Below are 12,803 nucleotides of genomic sequence, written 5' to 3'. Positions count from 1 at the left end.
TATCGCACCCCGCGCATCGATTTTTTCAGGTTTCAATAGGCCTGCGCCGAGAGCAGCTGTTGTTTCGCTCAAACGGCGAGGAAGCCGCCGTCCACTGGCAATACGGCGCCGGAAATCATCTTGCTGTCATCGGAAAGCAGCAGCGCGATGCTCTGCGCCACCTCTTCGGCTTCTGCGAAGCGATTGAGCGGATGACGCACCATCATAGGCTGGCTTTTGACCGGATCGTTCCACGCTTCCGCAGCCAGTTCAGTGAGTGTGATGGTGGGCGCGACGGCATTGACGCGAATACCATGCGGGCCAAGTTCCTTGGCAAGCACGCGGGTTGCGCCCTCAAGCCCGGCCTTGGACGCCGCATAACACAGGTGATCCTGAAAGCCGCGATGCCCTGCAATCGAGGTGATGTTGACGATGGCGCCGCCGCCGCCCCTTGCAACACGCGCGCGGGCAAATTCCTGGCAGGTGACGATGGCTGCGCGCAGATTGATGCCCAGCACGGCCTCGTAGCCTGCATCGCTCATGTCAAGCACACTTTCCAGCACATTGATGCCGGCGCTGTTGATCAGGAAATCGCAGGTGCCGGCTTCGGCCATGGCGGCGCGGGTGGCGGCGACGTCGGCAAGATCGGCACGGATCGAACGTCCGCCGATTTCGCTTCTGAGGCTGTCGAGATCGGACTGCGTGCGGCTGATCGCTACGACCTCCGCACCACGTGCGGCCATCAGCTGCGCGCAGGCGCGGCCGATGCCTTTGCCTGCGCCGGTGATGATGACGGATTTTCCGGAAAACTGCATGGAATCCTCGTTATTTGCGGCCAATGCGGCCGGATGATCTAAGTTTTTTTGACGGCGCTCAGGAATGGCTAGCGGAACGAATGGCGCGGGCCGCATTCTGCAGCGTCAGAAACGCGTCGTAACGTGCTTGGTGAACCCTCTGAAAACCAGGATCGGGCGTTGCACTGCTGCCAATACGCGACATCGCCGGCATCGCCGCCATCAGGTCCGGATAAGTCCCTGCGGCGACGGCGCCCAACATGGCAGAGCCGAGAAGCACCGGCTCCTCGCATTCGGTCAATTCGACGGGAAGTCCGGTCGCATCGGCCAGCAACTGCCGTGCAAGCGGGTGGGCACCCGCACCGCCGCTGACACTAATGGTTTCCACCGGTGCGCCGTTGCGGGCCTGCGTTTCGATGATCTGACGAAGCCCGTAACCAAGGCCGAGAAGCCCGGCCACATAAAGCGCGACAAGGGAATCCACGCCAGTTTCCATGCCATATCCGGCAACGACCGCGCGGGCATGGGGATCGGCGAAGGGTGCGCGGTTGCCGAGAAATTCCGGCACCACATGAAAATCCTCGGCGATATCAACAGCCGCAGAAGCGGATGCGGCAAGGCTGATGGCACGGTCCGCGAGCCATACCGGCAGGGCTTTGCCTTCCTTGTCGGCAACCGCCTTCGCCTCGGCAAAGGCCGGGTGCAGTTGCACCAGATAATCGATGGCCGCACCGGCAGCGGACTGACCGCCCTCATTCAGCCATGCGCCGGGAACCATCGCGGAGTAATAAGGACCCCAGACACCCGGCACGAAAGCGGGTTCGGCAGTGGTGGTCATGGTGCAGGAGGAAGTGCCGAAGACATAACCAAGGCATTTCGAAGCATCACCACCGGCAGCCACCGTGCCGACACCACCGGCATGGGCATCGATGAGGCCCGCCGCAACGGCGGTACCAGCAACCAGCCCCATAGCCTTTGCCGCATCTTCGGTTAGCCCAGCGCCCAGCGCCGTACCGGGATGGACGACGCTCTCACCGATGCGGCGAAAGCCCTGCTCCGCCAGATCTCCTAGGCCGATCTTGGCGAAATACTCCGCATCCCAGCGGTTTTCGTGGGCGAGATAGGTCCACTTGCAAGTCACCGTGCAAGCGGAACGATCGAGCGCGCCGGAAGCCTTCCATGTCAGAAAATCCGTCAGGTCGAAGAAATGCTCGGCGCGCGTATAGATTTCCGGCCTGTTTTCGCTGAGCCACAGCAGCTTGGGCGTCTGCATTTCCGGGGAAATGCGGCCGCCGACATATTTCAGGACGGCATGTTCGCCCGCATTGATGCGCTCCGCCTGTTCAACGGCGCGGTGGTCCATCCAGACGATGATATCGCGTTCGGGATGATCGGCAGCGCCGACCGGCAGGGTCTCATCATCTGGCCCGCGGACAACGAGCGAGCAGGTTGCGTCAAAACCGATGCCGGCGACCTCAGCCGGATCGATACCAGCGCGCGAAACGCTTTCCCGCACGCTATCGCAAACCGCCTGCCAAACCTCTGCGCTCGATTGCTCGGCTATGCCGCCGTCTTCTCGATGCATGCTGATCGGGCGCTTGGCGGTGGCCAGGAGCTTACCCGCCGCATCGAAGACACCGGCCCGCGCCGAGCCGGTCCCGACATCGACGCCAACAAGATAGGAAGCCATTTGCGATACTCCTCGGAGCGGATCATCCGGTGCTTGAACAGATTTGAGCGGCGGAACCGTTTCAGGCTTCCCGCCGCTCCAGACGTTTTTAAACGCGGTCAAAGTTGGTCGGCAAGACCAGCATGTCGCGGATGGTGACGGTGCGCTTGCGTGTCAGCATGTAGACAACGGCATCGGCCACTTCGCTCGCATCGATGAGGCTGCCCGATTCCTTGGCCTTTCGGAGGTTTTCCTCCGGCCAATCGGCCAGCAGTGCGGAAACGACCGGGCCGGGGGAGACCTGCGCAACGCGCACGCCGTGCGGGATCATCTGGCGGCGCATGCCCTGCACGAAGCTGGTTATCGCCCATTTCGAACCCGAATAGACCGGTTCCCAATAGGTCGGGAAGTGGCCGGCAATCGAGCAGGTGACGATGATGTCACCCGTCTTGCGCTCCGACATGTGCGGCACGACGGCATGAACATTCTTCATGACGGCGTTGACATTGAGATTGAGCATCTTGTCGATGGCTTCCGGCGTCGTCTCGGTGAGATCGCCGCCGATATAGGTGCCGGCATTGCAATAGAGAATGTCGATATGATCGACCTTCTTGAGGATCTCAGGGATCATTGCGTTGCAGCTGTCGGCATCGAGCAGATTGGTGACCTGCGGGATGGCGCGGTCGCCAAGCTTGGCAACCAGATCATTGAGGGCCTTCTCGTTCCAGTCCACCATGACCACGGTCGCGCCCTGTTCCAACAGCGCTTCTGTGGTGGCAAGCCCGATGCCGGATGCGGCGCCGGTGATGACCGCAATCTTGCCTTGCAGCGATTCAGACATTTAATTCTCCTGCGTTTATGAAGATATTTCCGGGCCGGCTCAGCGCCATTCCCGTCCGATATAGATGGCAAGCAGGATGATGCCGCCCTTGATGACATCCTGCAGATAGGGGTTGATGCCCATCAGGTTGAGGCCGTTATTGAGAATGCCGAGCAGCACCGCACCGATGAGCGTGCCGAGAATGAGGCCCCTGCCGCCGGCAATCGCCGTGCCTCCAAGAACAACGGCCGCGATGGCATCGAGTTCGAAGCCGACACCGGCATTGGGCTGACCGCTCATCAGGCGACCGGTGAGGATCAGTGCCGCAAATGCTGCCGTGACGCCCGAGATGCCATAGACGGCAAGCTTGACGCGCTGGGTCTTGACGCCCGAAAGACGGGCTGCCAGCTCGTTTCCGCCGAGCGCATAGACGTGGCGGCCGAAAGCGGTGCGCTGCAACAGCACCCAGGCGATGGCGTAGATCACCACCATGATGACGACTGGGACGGGAACCACACCGATACGGCCGACACCGAACCAGGAAATCCAGCTCGGAATACCGCTGACGGGGTAGCCACCGGAATAGATAAGGCCAAGGCCACGGGCCATGCCCATGGTGGCGAGTGTGACGATGATGGCGGGCATCTTGCCCCAGGCGACAAGCGCCCCGTTGAAGATGCCGATACCGAGACCGATGAACAGGCCGGCCGGCAGCGCAATTGCAGGCGAGAGGCCGGTGTTCACCATCAGGCCAGCGGAAAGCGTTCCGATAAGCGCCATGACCGCCCCGACCGACAGGTCGATGCCGCCGGTCAGAATGACGAAAGTCATGCCAACGGCCAGAATGCCAACGACGGAAACCTGCCGCAGCACGTTCATGATGTTGTTGAGGCTGAAGAAATTGTCGCTCGCAAGCCCCATCAGGATGGATACGACAATCAGACCCGCCAGCGGCAGGGCGAGCGGCGAGCGCAGCATGGCACTGAGACTGAAACCGCCCGTTTTCGCGGCAACGCCGGTGTTTGCATCAAGCGACATGTTCAACTCTCCCGGTGGTGGCGTTTGTCATTATTGTTTCTGAATTGATGTCGTCTCCCTCGACCGTGGCAACGATGCCGCCGGACCGGAAAACGCAGACCCTGTCGGACATGCCGATGACTTCCGGCAGTTCCGAGGAGATCATGATGATCGAATGGCCCCTGGCAGCAAATTCGCGCATCAGCGAATAGATTTCTGCCTTCGCTCCGACATCGATGCCACGTGTCGGCTCATCGAAGATCAGCACGCGCATGTCGTGGTTCAGCCAGCGCGCGATAACGATCTTCTGCTGGTTGCCGCCGGACAGCGTGTCGACGCGGGCGTAAGGCCCTTGTGCCTTCACCTGCACCTGCGCCATGGCCTTTGTCGTGTACTCCAGTTCCTTCTTGAGATCGAGGAACCAGTGCGCCTTGCGGTATTTGCCGTAATTGTTGAGCGAGATATTCTGCAGGATGGAGAAGCTGGTGATCAGGCCCTCTTCCTTGCGGCTTTCCGGCAGCAGGCCAATGCCGCGCATCAGCGCATCATCGGGGCCTGACAAACGCGTATCGACGCCATCGAGCTTGATCTTTCGGCGCGTCGCGGAATGCGCGCCGAGCATGGCGAGAACTGTTTCCGTACGGCCTGAGCCAACGAGCCCGGCAAAACCAAGAATTTCGCCCTTGCGCAGCGCGAAACGCGAGACAGGGCCGCCCTTCTTCAGTTGCAGCTCCTCGACTTCGATCACCTTCGCGGCGGAAGGATCGAGTTGCGGCTTCGGCGGGAAGCTGGCTTCGATGCGCCGGCCGACCATCATTTCAACCAGGCGGTCATTGTCGACCTCCGACGTCAGGCAGGAGCCGATCAGTTCTCCATCGCGCAGGACGGTGATGCGGTCGCAGATCTCGAATATTTCCTCGAGGTGGTGCGAAATGAAGATGATCGCGACACCCTGACGTCGCAGTTCGCGCATGACCTTGAACAGATGTTCGGTCTCGGAAGGCGTCAACGTGGCGGTCGGCTCGTCGAGCACGAGAATGCGGGCATCAAGCGACAGCGCCTTGGCGATTTCGACAAATTGCTGCTGGGCGACGGAAAGGCGGTGCACCGGGACGTCGAGCGGAACATCTACGGCGAGCCGGCCCATGATTTCGGCTGCACGCTTGCGCATCGCGCCCTTGTTCAGAAGGCGCAGCGGCCCGCGGATTTCGCGGGCAAGGAACATGTTTTCAACGGCGTTGAGATAAGGGATCAGGCTGAATTCCTGAAACACGATGCCGACACCGGCGGCAATCGCCTCATCGTAATTGGCGAAGCGGCGATCCTTGCCGTCAATGCGGATCGTTCCTTCCGAGGGCTGCAGGATGCCGCTCAGGATCTTCATCAGAGTCGATTTGCCGGCGCCGTTTTCGCCCAGAAGCGCATGCACCTCGCCGGCGCGCGCCTCAAGGTCGACGCCACGCAGGACTTCGATCTTGCCAAAGCTTTTTCTTATTCCATTCAGTTCCAGCATTTCACCCTCCTCGATGGTCGGGATTTAACCCCGCCCCCGCATAAAGCGGGGACGGGGCCTGGGAGGAGTTCTTACCAGCTGAACTCGCCGGCGTTCTTGCTGTCGACGACCATGACGTCGATCGGGACTTCCTTCGGCACGACGCGAGCGCCCCACTTCTGGGCGAGCGCCATGGCAAGGCCGACACGCACCTGGTCACGCGGGAACTGCGCGGTGGTTTCGATGAACGGGCCACCCTCAGCAATCGCCTTCACAGCTTCCGGAGCACCGTCGACCGAGGTCAGCTTGATGTCCTTGCCGGAACCCTGAATAGCAGCCAGAGCGCCCATCGCACCGCCATCATTCACCGAGAAGATACCGGCGAGGTTCGGACGCGACTGGATCATGTTTTCAACGACGCCCAGAGCGACGGAGCGGTCCTGACGGCCGTTCTGTGTATCGACCAGCTTGATCTCGGGGAATTCGGCGAGTGCGGCCTTGCAACCTTCGACGCGCTGAAGGATCGGCACGACCGGGATACCGTCGAGGATCGCGACTTCACCCTTGCCGCCGAGCGCGTCACCGAGATGCTTGCACGACTTGTAGCCCGCGTCACGGTTCTTCGAGCCGACGAAGGTATCGACCGGGCCATTGGCGTTGGCGTCAACTGCAACGACGATTGCGCCGGCAGCCTTGGCAGCGTGCACCGCGGCTTCGATGCCGGCGCTATCCGTCGGGTTGAGGAGCAGGATGTCGATCTTCTGCTGAAGCATGTCTTCAACGTCGGAAATCTGCTTGGCCACGTCGTGGCCGGCATCGGTCACGACAACGTCAGCGCCGATGCTTGCCGCAGCTTCCTTCAGCGCTTCCTGCATCGACACGAAATAGGGGTTGTTCAGCTCCTGGAAGGTCATGCCGATCTTCAGCTTTTCCTGCGCCAGCGCCGGAGCGGCCATCATTGCAATTGCGGCTGTCGCCATCAGAAACTTGGATTTCATTTTCATCTCACTCTTCCTCCCATTAGGAAAGTTGGGGCAACAAGTGCCCGTTTCCGGACAGACCTCTGCCCGAATTGGTAAAAATCGGCGATGTGTCGCTGGTTTACTCCGCCATAACAGCTGCCTTCTGGGCCGCAAAAATGGTTCGGAACCTCGACGGTGACATTCCCTTGAGTTTCAGGAAATGCCGGTTGAAATTGGAAAGATTGGAAAAGCCAACATCGTAGCAGACCTCGGCCACCTTCACATCCTGATCCGCCAGCAACATCTGGCAGGCAAGATCGATCCTTAACTGATTGCGATAGCGCACCAGCGTCGTGCCGGTATGGCGCTTGAAGGCCCGGGAGAAGGCGCTCGGGCTCTGGCCCACCATGTCGGCGAGATCGATTTCCTCCACCTGTTCGGTCAGATGCTCGCGCAGATGAGAGAGGGCGCGATTGATGCCGCTGTCGCCAATCCCGGTCAGATCCAGTTCGTAGCTGAGGCTTGCCAGCACCTCGGATGTCGGCGCATTGACCAAGAGATCGAGAATTTCCCAGAAAAGTGCCAGACGCGTCAGGCCCTGCGCCTCGATAAGCCGAAGGATCAGCGGACGAACGCGATCGCTCGTCTCGTCGTCAAAGAGAATACCGCGACGGCTGCGGTCCAGCAGGCCGCGCACCACTTCCATCTCGGACATGTAGGCGCAGGCATCCTCGATAAAACTCTCCGGAAACTGGATCACGAGGGAACGCGTCGGCACGATTTCGTCCGGCTCGATCTCGCTGATCCAGTTCTGGGGGAGATTGGGGCCGGTCATGATGAGCTGACCGGGGCCGAAACGGCCGACGAAATCACCGATATAGAAGGTGCCTGACGTCGCGACGACCAGATGAATTTCATATTCGGGATGATAATGCCAGCGCACGGTACGGAACGGATAGCCATGCCGCCAGGCAGCGAAAGATTCGCCCTTGCGGATGTGCACCAGTTCCAGATCGGGCTGCATCATGGTTCCTCCCATCAGTCACGTCCGCCGCATTTGCGAAGCGAAGCCATTCCTCTTTATGGCTCGTCCCAGGCGTTGACGAGGAGCATAGGGCGGGCCGCGGCTAAACATCCACATCACGCCGGAGAAATTACCGATACTTTTTTGACTGTTTTTTGCCAGAAATTGAATAGTGCCTCAACGTGATTGACAGCCAACGTTGCGGATAGCCTGTTTTTTTTGCTCAATTTGCCGTGATGCGCCCAAACAATTCTCAACAGGAGGCGATCTGTGATGAATTTTTGGAGTAGGGCCTGCCTGTCACAGGCAGGCCCTACTTATACTTTTCCGCGCACGTTTCGCCGCTTATGCATCAGCGAGCGAATGTCTGGCACTTATTGCGGCATCACTATCTGCAGTTTGACGTCCGTTTCCCGCGCTTCCACCGCACGGTCGAAACCGGCAATACTGTCTTCAAAGGGAATGGTCGCAGAAATCAGCGGCTTCAGATCGACCTTGCCGGATGCGATGAGCGCCACGGCGCGATCATAGACATTGGCGTAGCGGAAAACCGTCTCGACCCGAAGTTCCTTGGCCTGAAGGCCGACAATATCGACCGGAACCGGATCGACCGGCATACCGACGAGCACGATTGCGCCGCCCGGTCGTGCGAGGGCGGCAACGCCAAGAATGGCGGGGGCAGCGCCCGAGCATTCAAAGACGATATCGCAGCCCCAGCCGTCCGTCGCCTCAGCGATCGCTTCAGCGAGGTTGCGCTCGCGGATATTGACGGTCTCGATGCCATCGTAAGAGGCGATGATATCGAGCTTGGGCTGGGCAAGATCGGCGACGATGACCTTCGCGCAGCCGCCCGCGAGCGCGGCAAGCGCCACCATCATGCCGATCGGACCGGCGCCTGTTACCACGGCGACATCGCCCGGCTGGATGCGGGCACGCAGCGCCGCCTGCATGCCGATGGCAAAGGGCTCCACCATGGCGCCTTCCGCAAAGGAGACATTGTCCGGCAGCTTGTACGTGAAAGCAGCGGGATGAATGACTTCCGGCGTCAGGCAACCATGCACAGGGGGCGTCGCCCAGAAACGGACGGCCGGATCCACATTGTAGATGCCGAGCTTCGACGCGCGCGATGTTGCGTCGGGAATACCCGGCTCCATGCAAACACGGTCGCCAGCCTTGAGATGCGTTACCTCGGCGCCGGTTTCGATCACCGTTCCAGAGGCCTCGTGCCCGAGCACCATCGGGGCGTTGACGACGAAATGTCCGATTTTGCCATGTGTATAATAATGGACGTCGGAGCCGCAAATCCCGACCGTGTGGGTGCGGATACGCACATCCTTCGGTCCGAGTTTACCGGGAATGTCAAAGTCCCTGAGCGCGAGCTTCCCTTTTTCTTCCAGCACCAGTGCCTTCATCTCATCCTCCGTGGTTTACGATACGCCTGGCAGCGAATTCAGTCAGCGTGATGGCGCGCAACCTCGGCAAAAGTAAACAGAAATCCGCCGGAATAACCGGTTTTTCTTCACACAGGAAAAACTGTATCAAGGAGCCTGCAATTTCTCATCACCGCCGCGATGTCGTGTCCTTTCCCGAGCCGGACATGAGGACTGATTCGTCTGCCGGAGCTATTCGCCCGGCACGGCGGCGATCTGGAATGCGGCGTGCTGATCGCGCGTCGGCAGCCAGAAGCAGGCCGGAACCGCATCTGGCTTGCCTGGGGATCAGGCCTGGATCAAAGCGATACCGCGGCTCCTGAAGCCGAGTGTGACGTCGCTTGCCGGCGGCAGGCCGGTTTCCGCCATATGATCGATGATGAAAAGCGTGCCGATCTCGGTTTCCACCTCGTATTCCACGTGGCCGCCCAGATAGGCGCTGTGCAGCACCCGCCCGGCAACCCCCTGCCCGCCGGGCTGACCGATTGAAATCGAGCCCGGGCGAACCGCAAGCTTCGCCGGCCCCAGCCTGGCGTTGCCTGCGGAAAGCCGATAATCGATGCCCCCAACGCGGACCATTGCGTCCGGCCCATCCAGCCTTATCACTTCGCAGCCCACGACATTCGCCTCACCCATGAAATCGGCAATGAAGGCGGAGGCTGGAGCCTCATACAGCTCGCGGGGGGCGCCAGACTGGGCGATCTCTCCATCCTTCATCACGATGATGCGGTCGGAAACGGCAAGCGCCTCATCCTGATCATGCGTCACGTAAACCGCAGTGAAGCCAAGTCTTTGCTGCAATTCACGGATTTCGGTGCGGACCCGGCGACGAAGGCGGGCATCGAGGTTCGAAAGAGGTTCGTCCAGCAGCAGCACCTGCGGCTCCAGTACCAGGGCACGGGCAACCGCGACACGCTGCTGCTGCCCACCGGAAAGTTCGGCAGGCAGGCGATGCCCCATGCCGGCAAGGCCGACAAGCTTCAGCCCCTCTTCCGCCTTTTCCCGCGCTTCCGCCTTGCGTAGCCCGGAGGATTGCAGGCCATAGGCAACATTGTCGAGCGCCGTCATGTGCGGGAACAGCGCATACGACTGGAAGACCATCGAGACATCGCGCTCGTTGGCTGGCAGCATCGTGACATCCTGATCGCCGATGAGAATGCGGCCGGACGTCGGGTGTTCGAGGCCCGCCAGCATGCGCAACGTCGTCGTCTTGCCGCAGCCGGATGGGCCGAGCAGAGTTACCAGCGTGCCTGGTTCGATGGTGAGCGACAGGTCCGGTATGGCGGTGAAAGCACCGAAGGTCTTGCGGACATTCTTGAAGGTAACGGAGCCGGGCTTAACGGAAATCATGCGGTTTTCTCCTGGGCAAGAGGAACGGGGGAAGCGGATGGTAGGCCAGCGACGCGGTTTTCGCGTCGCAGCCGACGCTCGCCAACGAGGAACTGGAAGCCGGCAATGACGGTGATCATCACCACGATCAGCATGGAGGAATAGGCAATCGCAACCCCATATTCGCCGTTTTCGACGAGGCCGACGATGTAGGACGTCGCCATGTTGTATTCGGCGCTGACGAGGAAGATGACGGCGCTGATGGAGGTGATGGCGCGCACGAAGGAATAGACCAGTGCGGCCGTGATCGCGGGCCTCAGGAGCGGCAGGATGACCTTGCGAATGGTGCGGAAACTGTTGGCCCGCAGCGTCAGCGAGGCCTCGTCGAGGCTCTTGTCGAGTTGGCTCATCGCCGCAATGCCGCCGCGCACACCGACCGGCATGTTGCGGAACACAAAGCAGGCGATCAGGATCAGCGCCGAGCCGGTCATTTCTACCGGCGGCAGGTTGAAGGCCATGATGTAGCTGACGCCGATGACTGTGCCGGGAATGGCAAAGCTCATCATCAGCGCAAATTCAAACAGGTTCCGCCCGGCAAATTTCTGCCGCACGATGATATAGGCCGTCAGGAGACCGACTGCGGCGGTGAGCGGAGCGGAAATCAGCGCGATCTTCATGGTCGTCCAGAACGAGTTCCAGGCAACGCCGGTCCACGCGATGGAGCCGTTGGAGAAACTCACGGAAAATGCGCGGAGGTAATGGTCGAAGGTGAGGGAATTGTCGAGACCCCAGGTCTTCACGAAACCGCCCACAAGGATCATGCCATAAACGACGATTGTGAAGACCATCCACGGCACGACAACGGCATGAACGCCGATGGACAGGCCACGCGGAAGCGCGATATGCGCGCCGCTGTCGCCCTTTCCCGTCACCGTGGCGAAATTCTTGCCTGCCAGCCAGAAGCGTTGGGCAAGGAAGGCCGAAAGCGTGAAACACAGCAGGATGATCGCCAGGACCGCGGCGCGCGACGGATCGTTCTGCGAACCAACGACAGCAAAGAAGATTTCCGTCGACAGGACGCCGTGTGTGCCGCCAAGCACCAGCGGGTTGCCGAAATCCGCCATGCTTTCGATGAAGCCGATGAGAAAGGCATTGGCGAGACCGGGCTTCATCAGCGGCAGGGAAACCCGCCAGAAAGTGCGCCAGCGGTCGGCGCGCAGCGTCTGAGAGGCTTCTTCCATGGAGGGGCTTACCCCTTCGACTACACCGATCAGCACCAGAAACGAGATGGGCGTGAACGAAAGAACCTGCGCGATCCAGATGCCGGTCATGCCATAAAGCCAGCGACCCGGCTCGATGCCGAAGAGATAGGAAAGCCATTCGGTGACGACGCCGGCGCGGCCGAAGAGCAGCGTCAGGGCAAGACCGATAACGAAAGGCGGCGTTATGATTGGCAGCACCGTCAGGAGCCGCAGTCCCTTCTTGAAGGGAAAGCGCGTGCGGGTGGCGATCAGGGCAAAGCCAAGGCCGAGCACGGTCGAACCGAAAGCGGTCATCAGCGCGAGGAAGAGCGTGCGCCAGGCAACACCGCAGCGCTCCTCACCCACGACGCAGCCAAGGCTCCATATGCCGGGATCCTTGATATTGCGAATGAATCCATCGGCATTAAAGGAGCCGTCGAAATCCTGAACGGACGCAACCAGCATACTGCCGATCGGATAGAAGACAAAAACCGTAACGAGGAAAACCAGAACGGAAATGGCGCCGACGACAAAGGCATCGCCCTTCATGACACCACGTTCGGCAAGCCCGAAGGCAAAAAGAAGCACGAAGACGAACGACATGACGACGGCCCCCGCCCCCATGGACGGCTGGCCATCGGCGAGCATGCCGAAGAGATTTTCGCTGATTGTCCAGGTCCAGCCGGTAAAGCCGATGGCCAGCCCTTGCAAGGCGAGGAAGACGAGACCAGCAGCGCCAATGAATGCAAGCAAACCGCCCCGGCGCATCGGATCACGGATCGGCCGGACAAGGCATGCGGCAAGGAAGAAAATGACAATGCCGACCAGCCATGGTTTTCCATAAGACAGTATCTGCAACACACCTGGCGCATTGCTGGCGGAGGAGAAAAACCCGGACAGCCAGCGGAAGCTGTAAAAGCCGCCTTCGATGCGATACCAGGGAAGAAGAATGAGGGCGAAAGCCCCGAACGCCAGGACGATGTCCAGCCTGCGATTGCCACGTGTCATGGCCGACCTCGCTTGTTTCATGCCGATGAAAGAGTGGC

Annotated in this window: 10 protein-coding genes; all 10 read right to left on the bottom strand. The window is 60.3% G+C overall.

What is annotated here, in order from left to right:
- Positions 1-68: 68 nt before the first annotated feature.
- The 10 genes from EYD00_RS20580 to EYD00_RS20535 all read right to left on the bottom strand — a co-directional run bounded on the left by EYD00_RS20580 (position 69) and on the right by EYD00_RS20535 (position 12,765).
- A complete protein-coding gene (locus EYD00_RS20580; RefSeq protein ID WP_006698669.1) occupies positions 69-794 on the bottom strand; it encodes an SDR family oxidoreductase in 726 nt (241 codons plus the stop codon).
- Between the two features lie 58 nt (positions 795-852).
- The gene (locus EYD00_RS20575) at positions 853-2,463 is read right to left on the bottom strand and encodes an FGGY-family carbohydrate kinase (RefSeq protein ID WP_034498385.1); all 1,611 of its coding nucleotides are present in this window, start codon (positions 2,461-2,463) and stop codon (positions 853-855) included.
- 88 nt (positions 2,464-2,551) lie between these two features.
- The gene (locus EYD00_RS20570; protein ID WP_004438213.1) at positions 2,552-3,283 is read right to left on the bottom strand and encodes an SDR family oxidoreductase; all 732 of its coding nucleotides are present in this window, start codon (positions 3,281-3,283) and stop codon (positions 2,552-2,554) included.
- A 39-nt stretch (positions 3,284-3,322) separates the two neighbouring features.
- Complete coding sequence (locus EYD00_RS20565) at positions 3,323-4,300, bottom strand: ABC transporter permease (protein WP_004438211.1); 978 nt, start codon at positions 4,298-4,300, stop codon at positions 3,323-3,325.
- Positions 4,290-5,792: a sugar ABC transporter ATP-binding protein gene (locus EYD00_RS20560; RefSeq protein ID WP_022563551.1), complete on the bottom strand. Its 1,503-nt coding sequence runs from the start codon at positions 5,790-5,792 to the stop codon at positions 4,290-4,292. Before EYD00_RS20560 ends, EYD00_RS20565 begins: the two co-directional genes overlap by 11 nt.
- A gap of 71 nt (positions 5,793-5,863) precedes the next feature.
- Entirely contained in the window at positions 5,864-6,775 is a 912-nt protein-coding gene (locus EYD00_RS20555) for an ABC transporter substrate-binding protein (RefSeq protein WP_004438208.1), read from the bottom strand.
- Positions 6,776-6,872: 97 nt separating this feature from the next.
- A complete protein-coding gene (locus tag EYD00_RS20550) occupies positions 6,873-7,757 on the bottom strand; it encodes an AraC family transcriptional regulator (protein ID WP_034498585.1) in 885 nt (294 codons plus the stop codon).
- A 374-nt stretch (positions 7,758-8,131) separates the two neighbouring features.
- Positions 8,132-9,169, bottom strand: a complete 1,038-nt coding sequence (locus tag EYD00_RS20545; protein ID WP_004438202.1) for an NAD(P)-dependent alcohol dehydrogenase — start codon at positions 9,167-9,169, stop codon at positions 8,132-8,134.
- A 306-nt stretch (positions 9,170-9,475) separates the two neighbouring features.
- Positions 9,476-10,537 carry an ABC transporter ATP-binding protein gene (locus EYD00_RS20540; RefSeq protein ID WP_034498388.1) on the bottom strand — a complete coding sequence of 354 codons (1,062 nt, stop codon included), beginning with the start codon at positions 10,535-10,537 and terminating at the stop codon, positions 9,476-9,478.
- A complete protein-coding gene (locus tag EYD00_RS20535) occupies positions 10,534-12,765 on the bottom strand; it encodes an ABC transporter permease (RefSeq protein WP_006698675.1) in 2,232 nt (743 codons plus the stop codon). The genes EYD00_RS20540 and EYD00_RS20535 overlap by 4 nt, the downstream gene beginning before the upstream one ends.
- Between the last annotated feature and the right edge of the window lie 38 nt (positions 12,766-12,803).

The organism is Agrobacterium sp. 33MFTa1.1 (assembly GCF_004328495.1).
GTDB lineage: Bacteria > Pseudomonadota > Alphaproteobacteria > Rhizobiales > Rhizobiaceae > Agrobacterium > Agrobacterium pusense.
Note: the sequence above shows the minus strand (reverse complement) of the source record. Positions and strands in the feature narration are given on the sequence as shown.

Excerpts from the sequence above, each read along its gene's own strand:
- EYD00_RS20545 (WP_004438202.1), bottom strand. The coding sequence starts at position 9,169 with ATGAAGGCACTGGTGCTGGAAGAAAAAGGGAAGCTCGCGCTCAGGGAC.
- EYD00_RS20550 (WP_034498585.1), bottom strand. The coding sequence starts at position 7,757 with ATGCAGCCCGATCTGGAACTGGTGCACATCCGCAAGGGCGAATCTTTC.
- EYD00_RS20565 (WP_004438211.1), bottom strand. The coding sequence starts at position 4,300 with ATGTCGCTTGATGCAAACACCGGCGTTGCCGCGAAAACGGGCGGTTTC.
- EYD00_RS20535 (WP_006698675.1), bottom strand. The coding sequence starts at position 12,765 with ATGACACGTGGCAATCGCAGGCTGGACATCGTCCTGGCGTTCGGGGCT.
- EYD00_RS20555 (WP_004438208.1), bottom strand. The coding sequence starts at position 6,775 with ATGAAAATGAAATCCAAGTTTCTGATGGCGACAGCCGCAATTGCAATG.
- EYD00_RS20575 (WP_034498385.1), bottom strand. The coding sequence starts at position 2,463 with ATGGCTTCCTATCTTGTTGGCGTCGATGTCGGGACCGGCTCGGCGCGG.
- EYD00_RS20580 (WP_006698669.1), bottom strand. The coding sequence starts at position 794 with ATGCAGTTTTCCGGAAAATCCGTCATCATCACCGGCGCAGGCAAAGGC.
- EYD00_RS20560 (WP_022563551.1), bottom strand. The coding sequence starts at position 5,792 with ATGCTGGAACTGAATGGAATAAGAAAAAGCTTTGGCAAGATCGAAGTC.
- EYD00_RS20540 (WP_034498388.1), bottom strand. The coding sequence starts at position 10,537 with ATGATTTCCGTTAAGCCCGGCTCCGTTACCTTCAAGAATGTCCGCAAG.
- EYD00_RS20570 (WP_004438213.1), bottom strand. The coding sequence starts at position 3,283 with ATGTCTGAATCGCTGCAAGGCAAGATTGCGGTCATCACCGGCGCCGCA.